Raw genomic sequence first — 19,583 nt, 5'->3', positions numbered from 1 at the left:
GCTCGAAGATCAGCTCATCTCCTGCGGATCCACGTCCAGCGACCAGCGCAGCCCTTTGCTCCTGGGCAAGGCGCGTAGGGCGAGGCTCCAGCCGGCGAGAAATCGCTGGAGCCGCGGGCGTTGAGACGATTGGATCAGAAGCTGCGCGCGGTAGCGCCCGCCGCGGCGCTCCATCGGGGCAGGGACCGGGCCGTAGCAGAGCACTCCGGTCTCGGTGAGCCGCTCGGCTCGGCCTTCGTCAGGCCCCTCTGCAATCAGGCGGGCCTGATTCAGGAAGGCCGTTGCGGTTTCGGCGGTCGGGGCCTCGGCGCGCAGCAGCGCGAGATGGCTGAACGGCGGCAGCTCGGCCTCGCGTCGCTCGGCAAGGGCCGTGGTCGCGAAGCCCCTGTAGCCTTCGCGCAAGAGGCTCTGGAGCAGAGGATGCTCGGGGTGGCGGGTCTGCAGGACGACCCGTCCGGGGCGCTCGGCGCGTCCGGCGCGCCCGGTGACCTGCACGATCAGCTGCGCGGTGCGTTCCGGTGCGCGGAAGTCGCTTGCGTAGAGCGATTGGTCCAGATCCAGGATGCCGACCAGGGTCACGCCGGGGAAGTCATGTCCCTTGGCCAGCATCTGGGTGCCGAGCAGGATCTGCACCTCGCCGCGCCGGACCTCGTCGAGGAGGCGGGCCAGCTCGCCGCGACGTCGGGTGGTATCTCGGTCGAGCCGGGCGATGCCGACGCCCGGAAACAGCGGGCGCAGCTCTTCGTCGAGTCGCTCGGTGCCGCGTCCGAGCATCCGCAGATCCGTCCCTTTGCAGTCCGGACAGGCGTCGGGCAAAGGCCGCGTCCAACCGCAGTGGTGACACCAGAGGCGTCGGCGGGCCAGATGGAGTGTGAGCCGCGCGTCGCAATGCGGGCAGTCGCCGACCCAGCCGCAGCCGTGACAGGTGAGCACCGGGGCATAGCCGCGGCGGTTCAGGAAGAGGAGCACCTGGTTGCCGGCGGCGATCTCGGTACGCATCTCTTCGCGCAGGACGGCGGAGAGCCCGGCCTGGAGCGGCTGATTGCGGATGTCCAGCAACGAGGTCCGTGGGGTGCAGGCCGCACCCGCGCGCTGCGGCAGACGCAGCCAGCCGTAGCGCTCGGTCTGCGCGTTGTTGAGCGTTTCGAGCGAGGGTGTCGCCGAACCGAGAACGACCGGGCAACCGACCAGTTGGGCGCGTCTCACGGCGACATCGCGAGCCGAGTAGCGAAAGCCCTCCTGCTGCTTGAGCGAGGCGTCATGCTCCTCGTCCACCAAGATCAGCCCGAGGCGAGGCAGCGGCACGAACACCGCCGAGCGTGTCCCGAGCACGACGCCTGCGCGCCCGGAGGCGGCGCGGTGCCAGGCCCGCTCGCGTTCTCCGGCAGCCAGCCCGGAATGCAATACGGCGGGCGGGTCGGGCAGTCGCGAGGTCAAGCGTTCACGCAACTGCGGGGTCAGGCCGATCTCGGGAACGATCAGGAGTGTTTGGGCGCCGCGGGCGGCGGCGGCCTCGATCAGACGGATATAGACCTCGGTCTTGCCGCTGCCGGTCACGCCGTCGAGCAGGAAGGGGCTGAACCCGCCGAGCCGGGCCGCGACCCGACGAACCGCCTCGGCCTGATCGGCATTGAGCTCCGGACCGCAGGCGGGCTCGGCACGGGGCGCGTGCGTGACGGACCCCGCCGGCGCGAGGCGGCAGGTCTCCAGCAGCCCGCGTGCACGCAGGCTGCGAAGCGTCGCGGCGCAGTGGCCCACGCATGCGGTCAGATCGGCCACCGCGATCCCCTCGGGCGTGGTCCTGAGGAGGGCGAGAAGCTCGCGCTGCCTCGGCGCCCGGCGCAGCGTCTCGAGGTCCAGGGTCCGGCCGGCGGGCGTCGCCGAGACGCCCGGGACCTGCTCGTCCAGGATGGGTTTGACCTGGCGCAGACGGGCGGGGAGTGCACTGAAGAGGGCCTCGCCGATCGGTTGCCGATAGTAGCTCGCCGCCCAGCGGATCAGGGTCAGGTCGGCCGCGCTCAAGACCGGGTGCGGGTCGAGGAGCCGCTCGATCGGCTTCAGGCGCGCGGGATCCTGATCGGAGCTCTCGCGCAGCTCGAGCAGGATGCCCACGCGCCGACCTTGGCCGAAGGGCACCAGCACACGCTGACCGGGCAACGGTGGCTGCGTTGCCGAGCAGCCGTCCGATGCCGGAGGCAACGGCAGGTAATCAAAGGCGTCCATCAGCGGCGCCGCGACAGCGACACGCAGGATCGAGCCGGGCTTTCTGATCGGGGCGGGCGGCACGTTGGTTGAGCGCTTGTTCCGAGGACGGTTCGTGAGGACGGACGGCAGTCGTCGATTAGACGCGGGACGTCCGCGCTCGGCTAGGAAACACCGGCAATCGCTTGTCGCGGAACATGAAACCCGAGCAACTCACAATTTCTGTGGATAAGTCTGGGGATGACTGGTGCAAAGCCGATGCGAGCAGGCGTCATTGTTACGGTTCTATTCGTTTGGAAACTTTTTAGCCATTTTGCAAACACTCAATTAATCAATGTGTTGCATATAGCGCCGGCGGTTCGTCCAGAGCGGCGCGAAACTTCGCCGAGCGCCTTCGCGGGCATGCACGGCGGCTGTGAATGATCAGTGGGTTGAAGCGCGGGTTCGCCACGGCCGATCGTCAGGCGAATTCCGTAAATGCTTATGCCAAGCTGCGCACCGGAGTGCTCCGCGCCGAGAGCCCCGGAGGCTGTCCCGAGCCGTGCGAGGCACAATCAACCGTTGGCGGAAGTTGTGCTTCCTATCGTCAGCACAACCTACGGGCAGCAAATCTTCCGGAAAGCACCTAAAAACGCATGACGGCGCCGGGTTGCGCGAAAAGGGCAACTGTGTATCATGCTCGCAAATTCCGAGCCGTAACGCCGCTATGTTGTCACTGAATCAACAGGTACTGCGAACGGATTTGGCGGGTATGCCGATGGAATGGGTGGACTACCGAGTTGCCGCCCGGCTGTATTTCCTCGGACAGGTGGCCTATGCCTGCGGCGATGCCTTGTTCGAGCTGCGCGGGGGCATCAACTCGAGCACCCACCGACAAAGTCGATTGGAGATCCACTCCATCATCGCGACCTACGGGACGCATCACGCCCTGAACAAGCTTCAGGACGATTATGCACCACCCCTGTCGAACCGCACCCTGTTTCACCGCGACGACCACATGTGCATGTATTGCGGCAGCCGCTTCTCGGGGCGTACCCTGTCGCGCGATCACGTGCGTCCCACCAGTCGCGGCGGCAAGGATGTCTGGAACAATGTCGTGACCGCCTGCGTGCGCTGCAACAACTTTAAGGCCGGGCGCACGCCCGAAGCGGCGGGCATGGAGTTGTTGGCCGTACCCTTCACGCCGACCCACGCCGAGTACATCTTCCTGATGGGGCGCCACGTCCTAGCGGATCAGATGGCCTTCCTGCGCGCCCACTTTCCGCGCTCGAGCCCCTTGCATCGGCGTGCCGCTCGGGGTAGCGACGAGACCCCGACGAACGAGCCCGACGAGTGAGCCCGCTACGTGATCCGGTGACGTGATCCGGTGACCCGATCAGGTGAGCAATCCCGGTGAATGATCGCGAAACGATCGCGCGCCATATCGCGAGTGCGACCGGCCGGTCTTTCCGTATCCAGCGAGAGCGCTCGGTCGGCGGCGGTTGCATCAATCGAGCGGTTGTCCTCGCCGACGGTGCGAGGGCCTACTTCGTCAAGCTCAACAGCGCCGACCGGCTGGCGATGTTCGAGGCGGAGATCGAGGGTCTCGCCGCCTTGCGTGCGGCGAATGCGATCCGGGTTCCAGAGCCTGTCTGTACCGGCATCGCGGGTGCCCAGAGCTATCTGGCAATCGAGCATCTGGATCTCGCCGGACGTTTGAACGGTGCGGAGGCGGGTCGCCGACTAGCGCAGCTGCATCGATGCACCGCGCCCGACTTCGGCTGGCATCGCGACAACACCATCGGCTCGACCCCCCAGCGCAACGCACGAGCCTCCGACTGGGTCGACTTCTGGCGGGCGAATCGGCTCGGCTTTCAGCTGGATCTGGCGGCCGGCAACGGCCACGGCCGGGCCCTGTCGGACTCGGGCGAGCGCTTGATGTCGGTGCTCGACGACCTGATCGGCCACCGCCCCGCCCCTTCTCTGCTGCACGGCGATCTCTGGGGCGGCAACATCGGCGCAACCCGCGAGGGCGAGCCGGTTATCTTCGATCCAGCCGTCTACTACGGTGATCGAGAGACGGATCTGGCCATGACCGAGCTTTTCGGCGGTTTCGGGTCCGACTTCTACGCGGCCTATCGGGAAACCTGGCCGCTGCCGCCGGAGTACGGCACGCGGAAGATCCTCTACAATCTTTACCATGTCTTGAATCACTTCAACCTGTTCGGCGGCGGCTATCTCGCCCAGGCCAAAGGGATGATGGATCGGCTGCTGGCGGCGGTGCGTTGAGGGGCGTCGGGTGCCGCGCGGGGAATCGTCATTTCCTTGAAGATGACGAATATGTTAAAAAGCCGCGTACCGCGACCAAGATTTGTCCGATCTCTGCTTGAGTTACGCCGACCCTTTCTTCTCCATGCCCAGAGAGCTCCTCATCCTGCGACACGCCAAGTCCGACTGGGACTCGGCCGTCACGAGCGACTTCGACCGTCCCTTGGCGAAACGCGGAAAGAGCGATGCGCCAAAGGTCGGAGCCTGGCTCTATCGTGAGGGCTTGGTCCCGGACCTGGTCCTGAGCTCACCGGCCGAGCGCGCCAAACAGACCGCGTCAAAGGTCTGCAAGTGCCTCGACATCAAGAAAAAGCAGATCCTCTGGGATGCCGACATCTACGAGGCCGAGGTCCCGAAGCTCTTATCCGTGCTCGGACGCTGCTCCCCCGAGGCGGCGACCGTCCTGCTGATCGGCCATAATCCGGGCCTAGAGGAGCTCCTCGCTCATCTGGTCGGCGAGGATCTGGAGATCCCGGACGACGGCAAGCTCCTCCCCACCGCCACGGTCGCCCGACTGGAGATGCCGGACGACTGGAGCGCGCTGCCGTGCGGCAGCGCTCAGCTGATCTCGATCACCCGCCCGCGCAACCTCAAAGGCTGATCCCATTAGGATCTCGTCCATTCGCATCGATTGTGCGGCGCCCGTTCGTATCCCCTTCTTGCATCTTCTCTCCTAAACCGCGTCTCACCAAGCCCGCATGTGTCCGCCAAAGCCACAGCGATCCTCGATCATTGCATGTCCTGTCGGACGCGGTTTAAACGTCGAACCGGTCAAACTCCATACTGAACTGCCCCCGGCCTTGCGTGAGGCTGCGCAGCGCGGTGGCATAGCCCAGCAGGGGTTCTAAGGCAGCCTCCGCGCGGATGGCGATGTCCTCGCCGGCGGAGTCGGTGCCCTGGATCAGGGCGCGTCGTGCTTGTAGATCGCCCAAGACCGTGCCGAGGCTCGGCTCCGGGATGACGACCTCGACCCGCATGACCGGATGCATCGCCGCCGGCTCGGCGCGTTCGAGCGCTTGGCGCAGCGCCTTGGATGCCGCTGCGCCGAGCGCCTCGGGGGTCGAGGCCGCGCCGAAAAGCTCAATCTCGGTGATCCGCACCAGGATGTCTTGGACTTGGGCGGCGAGCAAAGGTCCGGCCGCCAGGGTCGATTTGAGCGACTGCTCGATCGCCTCGCGTTGCGCAGCGCTCGGCTCCGCCCCTTCGGGGATGACGTGCGCGGCCCATTCGATCCGCTCGCCGTCCCCTCGCGGGAGTGGCTCGATCGCGACTGCGACGCGCGCCATGAGGGCCTGCTGGCGCGGATCGGGCGTCGGCGGCGGTGCGAAGACCATATCCGCCATCGCGGGCCGGCGGATGGTCTCGCGCACGGCGACGGCCGGTCGGCCGCTGCGGATCCGTACGCCGAACTCGCGCTCGATGCGCTCGATCACGATCTGAAGGTGGAGTTCCCCCATTCCGCGCAGCAGTCGCTGGCCGGTCTCGGGGTCCTCCTCGACGCGCAGGGTCGGGTCCTCCTGCTGGACCTTGTCCAAGACCTCGAGCAGCTTCTCTTCATCCGTGCCGGCGGCGGGCTCGATCGCCAGCCCCAGCACCGGGGCGCGGGCCTCGATCCGTTCGAGACTGAGCAGATGGCCGGGGGCGCAGAGCGTATCGCCGGTCGAGACGTGACGCAGTCCGGCCAGGAGGACGATCTCGCCGGCTTCGGCGCGATCGATGCGGGTCTTCTTGCCGGCATCCACGTCGAAGAGACGTGCGACCTGCTCGCACCGAGCACCGCCGGTCGGGGACGGCACCTCTACCGCATCGCCCGGCGCCAAGGTCCCGCGATAAATTCGCGCGAAGACATGGCGGCGTCCGTCCCAGAGTTGGACCTTGAAGGCGAGGGCCGCCAGCGGACCCTCGGTGCCCATGGCGATCTCGACCTCGGTCCCGTCCGGTAGCACGGCATGTGCGGACGGTCGGTCCAGCGGAGCGGGAAGGAAATCAACCACCCCGTCGAGCAGCGGTTGAACCCCGAGATTCCGAAGCGCACTGCCGCCGTAGCAGGGGCAGAAACGGCCCGCCAGCGTGCCGCGACGGATCGCGGCGCGCAGGGCCGCGGGTGGGGGCTCCTCGCCGGCCAGGACGCCATCGGCCAAACCCTCGTCCATCTCCGCGGCGGCCAGATACAGGGACTCACGCAGATCCGCGATCGCGCCCCAGAGCGCGTCCGGGCACGGCTCGATGCCGAGCGCCTCCCCCTGCTCGCCGAGGAAACCAATTCGCCTTCGCTCGATCAAATCCACGACCGCGCCCTCGTCCGGGAGCGGAAAGGTCATGGCGACCGGCTCGATCTTCAGGCGTCGCCTGACCGCGTCGAGCGCCCGCCGGTAATCCGCCCCGGGACGATCCATCTTGTTGACGAAGAAGATGGCGGGCAGATTGAAGCGCATGCGCTGACGCCAGACGGTCTCGGTCTGAGGCTCCACACCCCGCACCCCGTCGAGCACCAGGATGCAGCCGTCGAGGACGCGCATGGCGCGCTCCACCTCGATCGTGAAGTCGACATGACCGGGGGTGTCGACCACCTGCAGCAGGTGCTCCCGCCAGGGTGCCTTGGTCACGGCGGCGGTGATGGTAATGCCATGCTGCTGCTCCTCGGCCATGTAGTCCATATGGGCGGCGCCGTCATGGACCTCGCCGATCTTATAGGAGGCGCCGGTGTAGAAGAGGATGCGCTCGGTCAGCGTGGTCTTGCCCGCATCGACGTGGGCCGCGACGCCGATGTTGCGAACGTGAGACAATCGCGACAATTTCTTCATCCGATTTCAACCGATACAGAAGCGAGAGAGTCTATGAGCGATTTTGATCTTGGCCGACGCAAACGCGTGTGGATCGCCACAGCGGTCTGCGCCTCCGTGTTGGGCGTCGGGGCCATCGACGGTGCCGGGGCCGAGACCTTCCGCATCGAGAACCCGAACGACTCGGTGGTGGGGGTCCCCTTCTACTTCAAGGCGCGTGCCCAGGATACCTTGCTGGACATCGCACGCCACAACGGGCTCGGGTTCGACGACATGCGTCAAGCCAACCCCAAAATCGATGTCTGGTTGCCCGGCGAGGGCACGCCCGTGATGGTTCCGTCCTTCTACGTGCTTCCGGATGCACCGCGGACCGGCATCGTGATCAATCGTGCCGAAAAGCGCCTCTATTACTTCCCGCCGAATGACCCCAACGAGGTGCGCATCTACGCCATCACCGTCGGCAAGGACGCGATGAGCACGCCGCTGGGCAGCTTTAAGGTGATCGAAAAGCGCGAGAAGCCGACCTGGACACCCGGCCCGATGACGCGCGCGAACCATGCCGCCCGCGGCCACATCCTGCCGCCGACGGTACCGCCGGGCCCCGACAATCCGCTGGGCGAGTATGCCATGCGTCTGAGCAATCCGGATTACCTGATCCACGGGACCAGTCAGCCCTGGGGCCTCGGGATGGAAGTCAGCGGCGGCTGTATCCGCATGTACCCCGAGGGAATCGAGGAACTATATGGTTTGACCGACATCTCCACGCAGGTGAACATCATCGATCAACCCTATAAGGTCGGATGGCGTGGAGACGAGCTTTACCTGGAGGTCCAGACCGGCGAGAAGAGCGTGCGGCGGAGCGCGGGGGACGCGATCCCTCAGTGGGTGAAGGACACCGAAGGTGTGACGATCGACTGGGAGGCGGTAGAGCGTGCGGTTAAAGAGGACACCGGCATCCCACAACTCGTGGGAAGCCGGCGCAGTCCCTCGGGAGGGTCTTACTTGCCCATGATCTTCTGATACATGCGGTCAAGACGTTCGGTGTTGGCGTTGCAGCAAGCCTGGGCACTGTTGGCAGTGTCCATGGCCTGCTGAGCCATGTCGCGAGCGGTCTGGTCGGTGGTGCAACCACCCAGCAAGGAAACGCCGAGAACGGCAACAGCGGACAGGGAAGCGAGCTTGACAATCTTGGTCATCGATTTATATCTCCAAAAGTTGGCCACTAGGCCCTATGTATATAACACATAATCACGGGTTTTTCCGAACCTCCGGCCCCGCCCCGCCCGAAGGTGCCGGGACGCTCGGGGCCGGGGCAGGTCACTGATCTCGCGCTTGTTGCTTTTGCCTCACTCCGAGGAGTGCAATGCGCCGGCGCCAGACGCGGGTCGCTGTACAGATTGAGGCAAATTTAGCCACGTATCAAGTCCGCAACGACGGGACGCGCCAGTTTTTTTCGGCGGCGGATCGACATCGCTCGCCGGAGCGCCAAATTGGGCGATCGGTCGATCGAGATGCGATGTTGCCGTAGGTCGGCACTGGAACACTCCACCCTCATGGGGCAGAATCGCGCTCGGTCGATCACGCGGACGTTCCGTCGGGCGACCGCCCTTGTCGACCCGAAGGAGATGTCGATGCGCCGTTACTACGGTTGTTCATCCCAAGAACCGGAGGCACGTTCCGCGCAGGCATCCTTCCGCTGCGACGGGTTCGTCCGGGACGGCGTCATCGCCGCACCTGCCGGGGACCCGGTTGCTCTGAAGACGCTTCCCGCCTTCCTGCGTGCGCTTCTGGTGACGGACGGGACCGTGACCAAGATCCTGGAAGCCTATTTTTGGGAGCCCGTCACGGTCGATACCCTCGAGCAACGTTTCGAGACGGCCGAGGAGGCCGTGCCCGCGATCCAGATCGTGCCCGGCGATCGCTGTCTAATCCGCGATGCGCGGTTGCGCGGCACGGATTCGGGGCGGAGTTTTGCCGAGGCGTTTTCGCTGATTCGCACCGAGTGGATTCCGAGCGGCTTTCGCCAGCGCCTGATCGACCGCGAGATCGGCATCGGCGTACTGATTCGCGACAGTGGTCTGGAGAGCTATCGCGAGGTTCTGGACGTCGGCATGGAGGTGAGCTCCGACGGCAGCCGCGCCGTGTGCCGAACCTATCGCATCATCATCGAGCGACGCCCGGTGATCTTGATTACCGAGTGTTTCCCGCTCGCGCTCTATGCCGGGGAGCGCGAGCTTGCCTAACCGGATCCGGCCTTCACGGCCCTCGGCCCTCACCCCGCATGGATCATGCCGACTCCCATCGATACCGTTCGGCTACACGAGACCCCGGAAGGCGTCGACCTTGCGCTGCGGGTCGCCGGACCGGCTCCGCGCGCCATTGCCTACCTCCTGGACGTCGTCGTCCGCTTCGCACTCCTGCTCGTCGTCCTGCCGTTGGCGGCCTTGACCGGTTTCGGTACCGGGCTGATCCTCCTTGCCGTCTTCGGGCTTGAGTGGCTCTATCCCGTGGTCTTCGAGGTCCGCAGCGGCGCCACGCCGGGAAAGCGGGTCATGGGCCTAATGGTGGTGCACGACGACGGAACGCCCGTACGGTTGCCAGCCTCCCTGATCCGCAACCTGCTTCGTGCCGTGGACTTTCTCCCGATGCTCTACGGCGCCGGACTCGTCAGCATGCTGGTGGACCGCGATTTCCGCCGCCTCGGCGATCTGGCCGCCGGCACCCTGGTGGTCTATGCCGATACGCCACCGCCGAAACCGACCATCCCGCAGATCGCGCCGCAAGCCCCGCCCGCGGGTCTGTCGGTCGAGGCGCAACAGGCGATCCTGGCCTTCGCCGAGCGTGGTCATGCCCTTTCGGAGGCACGCCGGGTCGAGCTTGCGGAGATCCTTGCGGACAAGCGCAGCCGGCAGGGCGAGGCCGCCGTCGCGCAGGTCAACGCCTGGGCTGCATGGCTCGCCCGCGGGGCGCCGGACGGGCGCAGATGAAACAAGACGCCTTCGAGGCCGCCGCGTCGCCGATCTGGAGCGATTACCGCGCCATGCTCGACGCACTCGAGAACCCGCGGCAGCGGCGAGCACATGTCCCGACCTTGACGTCTTTTCCGCAGCTGCACCGACGTCTGTGCAGCGACTATGCGCTGGCCCGCAGTCGGCGCTACAGCCCGGGGTTGATCGCCGAGCTCGAGGTGCTGGTGCGGCGGGGTCACCGCCAGCTCTATCGGCGACGATCGGCCCCGTTGCGCGCGATGCTCGACTTCATGGCCGGGCAGTTTCCCCGGACCCTGCGTCGCCATTCGGCGGTCTTTTGGTTCGCTGCGGCGCTGTTTTTTCTGCCGATGATCGGGATGGGGATCGCCGTTCATCAGGATGCGGATCTCGTCTACAGCCTGCTCGATGCCGATCAGGTCGCGGATCTCGAATCGCTCTACGACCCCGGTCAGCACACACCGGGACGCGGCAGCGAGCGGCAGGCGGATACGGACGTGGCCATGTTCGGCTTCTACGTCATGAACAACGTCGGGATCGGTTTCCGCACCTTTGCCGGCGGCCTGATCCTGGGTCTCGGCAGCCTGGTCATCCTGCTCGTGAACGGGTTGTACATCGGTGCCGTGGCCGGACACCTGACCCGTCTGGAACACGGAGCCACCTTCTGGCCCTTCGTCAGCGGTCATGGACCTTACGAGCTAACCGCGATCGCGATTTGCGGCGCGGCCGGATTGCTGCTCGGTCAGGCACTCCTGGCCCCCGGGAAGCGCACCCGACTCGCCGCACTCCGAGCGAATGCAAGCGATGCCGTGATCCTCGTCGGCGGTGCAGCGGTTCTGCTGGTGTTTGCCGCGGTGATCGAGGCATTCTGGTCGGCCGGCCCTGCTCCGGCGGGCCTGAAATACAGCGTCGGCGTCATAGGCTGGGGCCTGGTCGCAGTCTATCTCGCGCTGGCCGGACGAGCGGACGACGATGCGCCTTGACGCCATCGGCGCGCGTCTGCGTCCGCGTCGCCCCTGGGAGGGGGTGGATCTGGGATTTGCGCTGGGGCGACAGTGGTTCGTGTCGCTCTGGATCCTCTGGTGGATCACAGCGCTGCCGGTCGCCGTACTCCTGGCGGTTCTGACCGGCGGACGGCCGGACCTCTGGCTGGTCGCCGTCTGGTGGTGCAAGCCGCTGTTCGAGGCACCGCTACAGGGTTGGGCAGGCCGTGCCCTACTCGGCGAGCGCCCGGAACCCGCCGAGCGCATCGGCATCATCCGCGCCGCTTTGACGCGACACCTCCTACCCCTGTTCCTGTGGCGCCGACTCGGACTGCGCCGATCCTTCCTGATGCCGGTCACGCTTCTGGAGGGTCTGAGCGGTGTCCCGGCTCGGCACCGTCGCGCGGTCTTGAGCAACGGCATCGGCACGCCGACCTGGCTGACCCTGATCTGCTATCACTTCGAGGCCATCCTTTGGGGCGGAGTGCTGCTCGCGCTGGTCTTTATGGTCCCCGAGGAGCTGCCCCGTCTCGATCTGACCGCGGCCGTAACCCAGTCCGATTCCCCGGTCTATTGGATCAGCGCCGCGGTCTATCTGGTCGCCTTCTCGGTGATTGCGCCCTTCTACGTTTGCGCCGGCTTCGGCCTCTATCTGACACGTCGCACCGAGCTGGAGGCATGGGATCTGGAGCTTGCGTTTCGCCGCGCCCGCGACGAGCAGGATGCGGCCGCTCGCGGGGCCTTGAGTCTGACCTTGGCCGGTCTCTTGGCCGTCGGACTGGTCCTGTCCTCGCCGAGCCCCAGTGCCGAGGCGTTCGCAGCGCGCGATTCCGCGCTCGATGTCGCGCTCGATCGGGGCGAGGCACAGGTTCTCATCCGGGAGATCCTGGCGAACGAGGACTTCGGAGGCACGCGCGAGGTGACGCTCTGGCTGCCGATCGACCTCGGCCAGGCCGAGTCCGTCGCGGACTGGACTTGGCCGGGCGACCTCGGCGCGCCGGCGGTGCTGCTTGCCGAGATCCTCAAGTGGTCGCTGCTTGTTCTGGCGTTTGCAGCACTCGTTTGGCTGGCGCTCAAGGTCATTCAAGGGATGGCGCAGAACCGGCATCGACGACGCGGGCCAAGACCCGGCTCGCGAGGCCAGGGAGACGGACCACCGGTCCTGTTCGAGCCTCTCGGCGCCGAGCCGTTTCCCGACGACATCCCGGCGAGCGTCCGCCGCTTGATCGGCCGGGGGGAGCACCGTGCGGCCCTCGCGTTGTTGTACCGCGCGAGTCTCGCCGAGCTGGCTCGGCAGGGCGTCGCGATCCCGGTGGGTGCGACCGAGGGCGATTGTCTGGCATTGGCGGCGCAGACCCTGCCGGCCCCGCGCGTCAGTCTCATGACCCGCTTGACCGGGCACTGGAGCCGCGTTGCGTACGCGCATCGGCAGCCGTCCGGTGCCGAGCTCATCACGCTGCTCGACGACTGGTGTCGTGCACCGGATCTGACGCATCGGCCGACCCGAGATCCGGGAGTGTCTCATGACGCCTGAGCATCGCGTTCTCAGGCTGGTGGTCGTCGGGCTGATTGTGGTCGTCGCCGCCTTGATCGGCGTGTTCTTGAGTCAGCTCGAGCGGAGGACCCTGGAGATCGAGGTCGGCGCCTCGGAAGAGGCCAGGCGCAACCCCTTCCTCGCGGCGGAGCGCTTTTTGGCGCGTCTTGAGATCCCGGTGACGAGCGAAAGCGGGCGCGCGCGTCTGCGCAAGCTTCCGCCCCCGACCGACGCGCTGGTCGTGCGCCACCCGGGGTCTCTCGCGCCCGAGCGGCTTCGTGCACTCGACCAATGGATGACGGACGGCGGGCGCTTGGTGGTCACGGCGAGCGAGTCGGGTACGGGGGACGCGGAGGACGGCGACATCATCGCCGGGTACGGGGTCCGCAGGAGCACCGACGACGCGGATCGGCCTGCGGCCGAGGGTCAAACAGAGGTTCTCGCCGAGATCCCGTTCGAGGGCGCGGGGCGCCCGCTTCGGGCGGCCTTCTCGGCCGAACGTGCTCTGGTGACGGTCGCCGAGCCCGCAATGGCGGTCATCGCTGGCGATCGACTGCGCCTGGTTCGACTGACCGTGGGCGACGGATCACTCACGGTACTCGCCGAGGATCGCTTCATGACCAACGCAGCGATCGGCGAGCACGACCACGCACTCTTGATGGCGTACCTCGTCGCACCCGCTCCCGGCGGTACCGTTTGGCTGCTCTACGACCGCGAAGTGCCCTGGATCGGGGCGGTGGTCTGGTCCGCCTCACCCTATGCGGTGATCTCCGGCGCCTTGTGTCTGCTCGCCTGGGCCTGGTCGGCGGGCGCACGGCTCGGACCGCTCCAGCCCGTCCCGAGCCGTGACCGGCGCGATCTCCTCGAACATCTGGACGCGAGCGGCGGCTTTCTCTGGCGACACGGACAGGCCGACTATCTGATCAAGCCCACCCGCCGACGGGTCCTCGAGCTCTGGCGACGTCGCCGCCCGGACCTCGGCGCGCTCGACGATGCGGCGCTGGCCCATGCGATCGCGGTGGCTACGGACGAGGACACGGACGCCGTTGCCCGGGCGCTCCATGTTCATCCGGAAGGCGCCGACGCCTTCGTGCGGCAAAGCGCGCTGCTTCAGCGTCTGCGGCACAAGGCGTCGGTTCTGCAGCGAGGCGCTTCACGAGGCATTTAGGAGCAGCTCGACAACACGGCGAACAGGTGGCGTCTCCGCGGACGGGCTCGGCTTCGACATCGCCTGCAGTGTCAGGATCAGCATGGAAGCGTGCCCGAGTGAGCGATGTTCGCGATGCGGTTCGTTCCTCAAGGCGACACAGCCGGCCGCGCCCGAGGACCGGCGGATGGGTCCGCCTCGCGCGGAAAGGAGACGCGCAGCTCCGCCCCGGGCTCTCCATTCACGACCTCCACGGTGCCGCCCATCGCCTCGGCGAGCTGGCGCACCAGTGCGAGGCCGATGCCGGTTCCGGCGGTCTCGCGGGACAGTCCGCCGTCGACCCGATAGAAGAGGCGAAAGATCTTGCGCATTTGAGCCGGCGGCACACCCGGGCCATAGTCGCGGACCCAAAAGACCAGCGCGCTCCGATCGGCGAGCCGGCAGCCGATATCGACCCGCTTCAGCTCGGCGTTGGCCGAGAACTTCACGGCGTTGTCGACGAGGTTGATGAGGATCTGGCTGAAGGCGTCCTCGTCCACCGAGACGACGGCTGCTGCGGCCTGCGCGGTGCAATCGATGTCCAGCGTAAAGCCCGCGCGCTCGACCCGCGATGTCACCTTCGATCGGGTCAACTCCATCAGCTCGCCCGCCGAAACCGGTCGCATGCGAAGACGCAGGTCGTTGCGCGTCATGCGCGCGAGCTGCAGGACGTTGTCGATCAGACGCGACAGACGTTCGCTCTCCTCGTGGATATAGGCGTAATAGGACGTGCGCTTCTCCTCCGGCACCCAGCCTTCGCGCAGCAGCTCGCCGTACATGCGGATCGAGGTCAGCGGTGTCTTCAGCTCGTGGCTGACCGCGGAGACGAAGTCCTGCTGTTGGCGGACGAGCGCGATCTGGCGTAGACCGAGCCGATAGATGAGATAGATGCCCCCGCAAAGGATCGCGACGAGTGCCGCGCCGATCCAGTATAAGAGGTGGGCGCCCGGTGCGGCCGGCAGCCGACCCACACTGAACAGCAGCTCCATGCCCTGAAGCGGCGCGGACAAACGGGTGCGCAGCAACAAGGCGCCGCGCAGCTCGTCGGCGCTCGAAAGGTAGCCGCGCGAGGCTTGGCTTGGGTAGGCGGCCAAGACATCGCCGTCCCAAGCGACCACGAGATCCGTCGTCTGCGACAGCAGCGTGCCCCGGAAGGCGTCCTCGATACCGCCGCGCAGGAACGGGCTCTGCTCGATGAGCACGCCCTGGATGAGGCGCTGGCCGTCCTGCCGGACCGAACGAAAGAGCACGAAATGACCGCTGTCGAGCAGGCTCATCCGGAAGGGCTCGACCTCGGTTTCGAAGAGACTGACGGCGGGCGGGGCAGCGCTTGCCGTCGGCTCGGGCACACCGGTCGGCGCCGGCGCCGCGGAACCCGCCATGGCCGGAACGCGGCCGTCCTTGCGCGCGAGGCCCTGCTCCGGTCGGCTGTCGTCCTGCGGCTCGCGCAGGCGAAGACCCTCGGTGGTGAGCGGCGCGACCGGTGCCGCCTGCTGAAAGCGCTCATCGAGATTCAGGTCCTCGATTCGGCCGAGTGTGCTGCGTGCTTGCGTCTTCTCCCGCGTCGGCGAGGCAACGATCTCGGAGAGTCGGTCGAAGGCTGCCTGCGGCGGCGCCCGCGCATCCTCCGTCGTCGCGCGCTCCGGGGCACTGACGACCGGTCCCGGGCTGTCCTTGTCGCGACGACCCGCAGGCACCGCGTCGGCCTCGATCCGGGCCGACTGAACCAGTCGGTTGTCCGTGAGGATCCCGCGGATGTGCGCTTCCAGCGCTTCCCGCCCGGCGAGCTCGTCGGGCGCGATCCCGAGATCCCGCCCATCTTCGCTGCGCCGCGGGACCAGAGGTGTGGTCAAAGTTCCGCCCGCGTCCACCTGGAAATGGCCGACGAGCCCCGGAAGCGCACCGGAAACGGGGAACCGAGCGAGCGGCGAACGCTGCCGGAGGCTGCCGGTCCCGTCCTCCGTCGCGACGAGAAAACCGTAGTCCGTGACGACGCGCGTCTCTTCCTCACGCACCCTATCCCGGAGACCTCTGTCGATACGCGCAGCCAACTCCTCGGCCAGCAACTGGTGCTGCCGGAAGGCCGCCCATTTCAAGTGTCCTAAGGCTTGGTGAATGAGCAGACCGGCCGGGATCGCGAGCGCGACGAAGAAGAGGCCGAGCACGAGACGCAGCCGCCGCGGGTTCCAGCCGGCGAGGCCGGTCCTGCGCATGTCAGCCGCTCAGCAGGCGGTAGCCGGCACCGCGCACCGTGACCAGATAGCGCGGTTGTGCCGGGTCGGGTTCGAGCTTGCGCCGCAGCTTGGCGATGTGGATGTCCACCGTCCGGGTTTCGATGTCCAGGCCGCGCGCATAGCCCCAGACCTTGTTCAGCAGCTCCTCGCGCGAGACCGCTCGGTCCGGATTGGCGCCGAGATACTGCAGAACCTCCATCTCGCGTCGAGTGAAGGCGATGGTCTCCGTGCCGCGACGACCGGCGAGGTTGCGGACATCGATCTCGACCTCCTCGCCGAGCGCGATGCGGTCACGCTCGATACCGAGACGCGCGCGGCGCAGCACAGCCTCCACCCGGGCGACCAGCTGGGTCACCGAGAAGGGCTTGCCGACATAGTCGTCGGCGCCCAGGCGAAGACCCTGGACGATGTCCTCGTCGCCGGTCTTGGCCGTGAGCATGATGATCGGCTGCTCGCGGTCGGCGGCGCGGATGCGCTCGCAGATGTCGAAACCGTTCAGGCCCGGCAGCATGACGTCGAGCAGGATCAGGTCAAACCGGCCGGTCAGTGCCTTGCGCAATCCCGCGTGCCCGTCGGCGGCCGATTCGACCCTATAGCCGTGATAGACGAACAGATCCTCGAGACCGGTGCGGATGGCCGGCTCGTCCTCGACGATCAAGAGGCTGAACTTGTTATGCATATCAGACCACAGGGTAGCAAGGCGCCCCGCCGACGGCACGTAAAATCCATGTAAATCCGCCGCCCCAATCTTTACCCAAGCGCGCCTATGGCCGGGCCGGCCGCCTTCCTAGACTGCAGTTGCCGAGCAACTCAGCCCCGAAGGAGGCCATCATGACACTCGTCACCCGCATGTCCCGGCTGTTGCGAGCCGATGTCAACGCAGTCCTTGACCGCATCGAGGAGCCCGCCGCGCTGCTGCGCCAAGCAGTCCTTGACATGGAAGAGGCGCTCGCCCGCGAAGAGCAGCAGGCCCGGCGTCTGGAGGCCGAGCAGCAGGAGCAGACGCACCGTCTGACGGACCTCGACCGCACCCTGCGCGAGATCGACGAGCAGCTCGACCTCTGCTTCCGGTCGGACCGAGAAGACCTCGCCCGTGCGCTGATTCGGCGTCGGCTCGAGACCGAGCAGTTTCAAAGGCTGGCGACAAACCGTCGGGAGGGCCTCTCGCGCACCCTGACCGAGCTGCGGAACCGGATCGTCGAGAATCGACAGCGACTTGCGGAGGTCCGGCACAGGGCCGAGCTGGTCACGGATGAGACCGGTGAGGATGCCGATGCAGACTGGACCACGGCCTCGGTCGCGGTGGGGGACGCCGATGTCGAGGTGGCCTTCCTGCGCGAGCAGAGTCGGAGGGCAGGGTCATGACCCGCCCCACCTTTCTCGAAGGTGTCGGAGTCGCCCTCGCAGCGAGCCTCTCGGGCGCGTCCGCGTACACGGCACTCTCCGCGGTGGCGGGCGGCGGCATGCTGCGCCCGGTCATCGCCGGCCTTGCGCTCGGCTACCTGGTCTATCTACTGGCCCGTACGCCCGTGCGCGTCGGGCGCTTCACGGCCTTCCTGGCGTGGTGCCTCGCAGCGGTCGGACTCTGGCTCGCTGCCCCGCCGCTCGCGCTCTATCTCCTGCTCCACGTCGGAATGCTCTGGCTGATTCGCGCGCTCTTCTTCCATGCGAGCCTTGTGCCGGCGCTTGCAGACCTCGCGCTCGGGCTCCTCTCCCTCGCCGCGGGTATCTGGGCGCTGCTGCAGACCGGAAGTCTGCTGCTCGGACTCTGGTGCTTTTTCCTTGTGCAGGCCGGATTTGTCGCGATCCCGCCCGGTCCGGCCGCGCGACGGCGCGGGCGCGCGCCGTCGCACGAAGACGCCTTCGAGCGCGCCTACCGCATCGCCGAGGCGGCTTTGCGCAAGCACGCCTCATCCAACTGATCGATCCGGAGACATGACCATGAAGACCAAGCTCATTGCACTCGCACTCTTCGCGGCCACCGCAGGCACGGTGGCGCTCTACCCGACCGACCGAGGCGCGGTCGCCGTCGACACACCGCCCGAGGATCCGACACCCGTCCTCCTGCCGCCCCTCGATCTCCCGTCTGTCGATCGCCTGGCCAACGAACGCCCTCTCGTGGAGCTGGTGTTCGTCCTGGACACGACCGGCAGCATGGGCGGCCTCATCCAGACCGCCAAGGACAAGATCTGGTCCATCGCCTCGACCATGGCCTCCGCGCAGCCCGCGCCTGAGATCCGCATCGGCCTGGTGGCCTATCGGGATCGCGGCGACGCCTACGTCACGCAGATCGTCGGCCTGTCGCGAGACATCGATTCGATCCAGGCGACACTCATGGACTTCGAGGCGGGCGGCGGCGGAGACGGTCCGGAGAGCGTCAACCAGGCGCTCCACGAGGCGATCCATCGGATCTCCTGGAGCCGCGATCCCGATGCCTACAAGGTGGTGTTCCTGGTCGGCGATGCCCCGCCGCACCTCGACTATCGGGACGACGTGCAATACGCTGAATCCATCGCTGTCGCTCGACAGAAGGGCATTGCCGTCAACGCGGTTCAATGCGGCGAGGACATAGGTACCACCGTGCATTGGCAGCGGATCGCCCAGCTTGGCGGCGGCACCTATTTTCGTGTCGACCAAGCGGGCGGCGCCGTCGCCATCGCTACGCCCTTCGACCACAAGCTCGCCGAGCTTTCGGCGCAGCTCGACGACACGCGGCTCTACTACGGCACGGCCGACGAGAAGGCGGCGCAGGCCCGCAAAGAGGCCGCGACGGACAAGCTCCACGCGGGGTCTTCCGTCGAGTCCAGAGCACGTCGCGCCGCATTCAACGCAACGGATGCGGGCAAGTCCAACCTGCTCGGCGACAAGGAGCTGGTGGAGGATGTCGCAAGCGGTCGGGTGGATCTGTCGGCGATCGCCCCGGCGGCGCTCCCGGCGCCTCTGCAGGCGATGGCGCCCGAGGAGCAGCAGACCCTGATCGACGAAACGGCCGAGCGGCGCAAGGCACTGTCCGAGGAGATCCAGTCGCTTGCGGTACAGCGCGACACCTATCTGAAACAGCAGATCGCCGAGCAAGGCGGCGCGAAGGACTCGCTGGATCATCGACTCTACGATGCGATCCGTGAACAGGCCGGCGCGAAGGGGCTTCGCTACGACGCGGACGGCCCGGCTTACTAGGCGAGGACAGCGAGAGAAGGATCCCCGGCCGCTGCGCGACGATCCCGGCCCTCGGCGCTCGGGCGCCGCGCGGGGAGTGCTCCGGGGTCGTAGCGGCAGTCAACCGCCGGCCGAAGCCGAGCCACACGCAATGGATCGAATGCGGACAAGCAGGTATCCTCCCGCTGCATTCGAATGAGTCCGCATCCGC

At 66.9% G+C, this 19,583-nt stretch carries 17 protein-coding genes; 12 read left to right on the top strand and 5 right to left on the bottom strand.

Translation table 11 applies throughout. From position 1 onward, the window contains the following. Window positions 1–9 precede the first annotated feature (9 nt). Entirely contained in the window at window positions 10–2,286 is a 2,277-nt protein-coding gene (locus AADX97_RS01615; RefSeq protein ID WP_374231822.1) for a primosomal protein N', read from the bottom strand. Window positions 2,287–2,908: 622 nt separating this feature from the next. Here AADX97_RS01615 and AADX97_RS01610 point away from each other — a divergent pair. The 3 genes from AADX97_RS01610 (at window position 2,909) to AADX97_RS01600 (ending at window position 5,110) form a co-directional block, all read left to right on the top strand. Further along, the gene (locus AADX97_RS01610; protein ID WP_374231821.1) at window positions 2,909–3,538 is read left to right on the top strand and encodes an HNH endonuclease; all 630 of its coding nucleotides are present in this window, start codon (window positions 2,909–2,911) and stop codon (window positions 3,536–3,538) included. A 56-nt stretch (window positions 3,539–3,594) separates the two neighbouring features. Then, window positions 3,595–4,470, top strand: coding sequence for a fructosamine kinase family protein (locus tag AADX97_RS01605; protein WP_374231820.1), 876 nt, complete (start codon window positions 3,595–3,597; stop codon window positions 4,468–4,470). 124 nt (window positions 4,471–4,594) lie between these two features. Next, the gene (locus AADX97_RS01600) at window positions 4,595–5,110 is read left to right on the top strand and encodes a histidine phosphatase family protein (RefSeq protein WP_374231819.1); all 516 of its coding nucleotides are present in this window, start codon (window positions 4,595–4,597) and stop codon (window positions 5,108–5,110) included. 154 nt (window positions 5,111–5,264) lie between these two features. Here the strand turns inward: AADX97_RS01600 and AADX97_RS01595 are convergent, their stop codons facing one another. Continuing rightward, window positions 5,265–7,313 carry an elongation factor G gene (locus AADX97_RS01595; protein WP_374231818.1) on the bottom strand — a complete coding sequence of 683 codons (2,049 nt, stop codon included), beginning with the start codon at window positions 7,311–7,313 and terminating at the stop codon, window positions 5,265–5,267. A gap of 33 nt (window positions 7,314–7,346) precedes the next feature. Between AADX97_RS01595 and AADX97_RS01590 the strand changes: the two genes are divergently transcribed. Continuing rightward, window positions 7,347–8,312, top strand: a complete 966-nt coding sequence (locus tag AADX97_RS01590; RefSeq protein ID WP_374231817.1) for a L,D-transpeptidase family protein — start codon at window positions 7,347–7,349, stop codon at window positions 8,310–8,312. Here the strand turns inward: AADX97_RS01590 and AADX97_RS01585 are convergent. Beyond that, window positions 8,291–8,488, bottom strand: coding sequence for an alanine-zipper protein (locus tag AADX97_RS01585; RefSeq protein ID WP_007192175.1), 198 nt, complete (start codon window positions 8,486–8,488; stop codon window positions 8,291–8,293). The two genes, AADX97_RS01590 and AADX97_RS01585, sit on opposite strands and share 22 nt — an antisense overlap. 435 nt (window positions 8,489–8,923) lie before the next feature. Here AADX97_RS01585 and AADX97_RS01580 point away from each other — a divergent pair, with 435 nt between their 5' ends. From AADX97_RS01580 to AADX97_RS01560, 5 genes are read left to right on the top strand one after another with little or no spacing between them, the layout of a single operon-like run. Then, window positions 8,924–9,535 (top strand): chorismate pyruvate-lyase family protein, encoded by a 612-nt coding sequence (locus AADX97_RS01580; protein ID WP_374231816.1) that lies wholly within the window; start codon window positions 8,924–8,926, stop codon window positions 9,533–9,535. Window positions 9,536–9,580: 45 nt separating this feature from the next. Then, entirely contained in the window at window positions 9,581–10,279 is a 699-nt protein-coding gene (locus AADX97_RS01575) for an RDD family protein (RefSeq protein ID WP_374231815.1), read from the top strand. Further along, window positions 10,276–11,262 carry a stage II sporulation protein M gene (locus AADX97_RS01570; protein ID WP_374231814.1) on the top strand — a complete coding sequence of 329 codons (987 nt, stop codon included), beginning with the start codon at window positions 10,276–10,278 and terminating at the stop codon, window positions 11,260–11,262. Before AADX97_RS01575 ends, AADX97_RS01570 begins: the two co-directional genes overlap by 4 nt. Beyond that, entirely contained in the window at window positions 11,252–12,796 is a 1,545-nt protein-coding gene (locus tag AADX97_RS01565; protein WP_374231813.1) for a DUF4129 domain-containing protein, read from the top strand. Before AADX97_RS01570 ends, AADX97_RS01565 begins: the two co-directional genes overlap by 11 nt. Continuing rightward, window positions 12,786–13,964: a DUF4350 domain-containing protein gene (locus tag AADX97_RS01560; protein ID WP_374231812.1), complete on the top strand. Its 1,179-nt coding sequence runs from the start codon at window positions 12,786–12,788 to the stop codon at window positions 13,962–13,964. The genes AADX97_RS01565 and AADX97_RS01560 overlap by 11 nt, the downstream gene beginning before the upstream one ends. Before the next feature lie 128 nt (window positions 13,965–14,092). Here the strand turns inward: AADX97_RS01560 and AADX97_RS01555 are convergent, their stop codons facing one another. After that, window positions 14,093–16,195 (bottom strand): ATP-binding protein, encoded by a 2,103-nt coding sequence (locus AADX97_RS01555; RefSeq protein WP_374231811.1) that lies wholly within the window; start codon window positions 16,193–16,195, stop codon window positions 14,093–14,095. A gap of 1 nt (window position 16,196) precedes the next feature. Then, entirely contained in the window at window positions 16,197–16,895 is a 699-nt protein-coding gene (locus AADX97_RS01550) for a response regulator transcription factor (protein ID WP_374231810.1), read from the bottom strand. A gap of 152 nt (window positions 16,896–17,047) precedes the next feature. Between AADX97_RS01550 and AADX97_RS01545 the strand changes: the two genes are divergently transcribed. Genes AADX97_RS01545 through AADX97_RS01535 form a run of 3 tightly spaced genes read left to right on the top strand, consistent with a single transcriptional unit; the run spans window position 17,048 to window position 19,393 of the window. Beyond that, a complete protein-coding gene (locus AADX97_RS01545) occupies window positions 17,048–17,581 on the top strand; it encodes a PspA/IM30 family protein (RefSeq protein WP_374231809.1) in 534 nt (177 codons plus the stop codon). Continuing rightward, on the top strand, window positions 17,578–18,138 hold the full coding sequence (locus tag AADX97_RS01540) for a hypothetical protein (protein WP_374231808.1): 561 nt from the start codon (window positions 17,578–17,580) through the stop codon (window positions 18,136–18,138). The genes AADX97_RS01545 and AADX97_RS01540 overlap by 4 nt, the downstream gene beginning before the upstream one ends. A 19-nt stretch (window positions 18,139–18,157) precedes the next feature. Beyond that, window positions 18,158–19,393 carry a VWA domain-containing protein gene (locus tag AADX97_RS01535; protein ID WP_374231807.1) on the top strand — a complete coding sequence of 412 codons (1,236 nt, stop codon included), beginning with the start codon at window positions 18,158–18,160 and terminating at the stop codon, window positions 19,391–19,393. Window positions 19,394–19,583: the final 190 nt, after the last annotated feature.

Origin of the sequence: Thiocapsa sp. C2-2m (assembly GCF_041903745.1) — a bacterium.
Lineage (GTDB): Bacteria > Pseudomonadota > Gammaproteobacteria > Chromatiales > Chromatiaceae > Thiocapsa > Thiocapsa roseilacustris.
Note: the sequence above shows the minus strand (reverse complement) of the source record. Positions and strands in the feature narration are given on the sequence as shown.

Bases quoted from the DNA above. Each gene is read 5' to 3' on its own strand.
- AADX97_RS01560 (WP_374231812.1), top strand. From the start codon at position 12,786: ATGACGCCTGAGCATCGCGTTCTCAGGCTGGTGGTCGTCGGGCTGATT.
- AADX97_RS01565 (WP_374231813.1), top strand. From the start codon at position 11,252: ATGCGCCTTGACGCCATCGGCGCGCGTCTGCGTCCGCGTCGCCCCTGG.
- AADX97_RS01555 (WP_374231811.1), bottom strand. From the start codon at position 16,195: ATGCGCAGGACCGGCCTCGCCGGCTGGAACCCGCGGCGGCTGCGTCTC.
- AADX97_RS01535 (WP_374231807.1), top strand. From the start codon at position 18,158: ATGAAGACCAAGCTCATTGCACTCGCACTCTTCGCGGCCACCGCAGGC.
- AADX97_RS01550 (WP_374231810.1), bottom strand. From the start codon at position 16,895: ATGCATAACAAGTTCAGCCTCTTGATCGTCGAGGACGAGCCGGCCATC.
- AADX97_RS01590 (WP_374231817.1), top strand. From the start codon at position 7,347: ATGAGCGATTTTGATCTTGGCCGACGCAAACGCGTGTGGATCGCCACA.
- AADX97_RS01540 (WP_374231808.1), top strand. From the start codon at position 17,578: ATGACCCGCCCCACCTTTCTCGAAGGTGTCGGAGTCGCCCTCGCAGCG.
- AADX97_RS01575 (WP_374231815.1), top strand. From the start codon at position 9,581: ATGCCGACTCCCATCGATACCGTTCGGCTACACGAGACCCCGGAAGGC.
- AADX97_RS01595 (WP_374231818.1), bottom strand. From the start codon at position 7,313: ATGAAGAAATTGTCGCGATTGTCTCACGTTCGCAACATCGGCGTCGCG.
- AADX97_RS01610 (WP_374231821.1), top strand. From the start codon at position 2,909: ATGTTGTCACTGAATCAACAGGTACTGCGAACGGATTTGGCGGGTATG.
- AADX97_RS01585 (WP_007192175.1), bottom strand. From the start codon at position 8,488: ATGACCAAGATTGTCAAGCTCGCTTCCCTGTCCGCTGTTGCCGTTCTC.
- AADX97_RS01600 (WP_374231819.1), top strand. From the start codon at position 4,595: ATGCCCAGAGAGCTCCTCATCCTGCGACACGCCAAGTCCGACTGGGAC.
- AADX97_RS01570 (WP_374231814.1), top strand. From the start codon at position 10,276: ATGAAACAAGACGCCTTCGAGGCCGCCGCGTCGCCGATCTGGAGCGAT.
- AADX97_RS01545 (WP_374231809.1), top strand. From the start codon at position 17,048: ATGACACTCGTCACCCGCATGTCCCGGCTGTTGCGAGCCGATGTCAAC.
- AADX97_RS01580 (WP_374231816.1), top strand. From the start codon at position 8,924: ATGCGCCGTTACTACGGTTGTTCATCCCAAGAACCGGAGGCACGTTCC.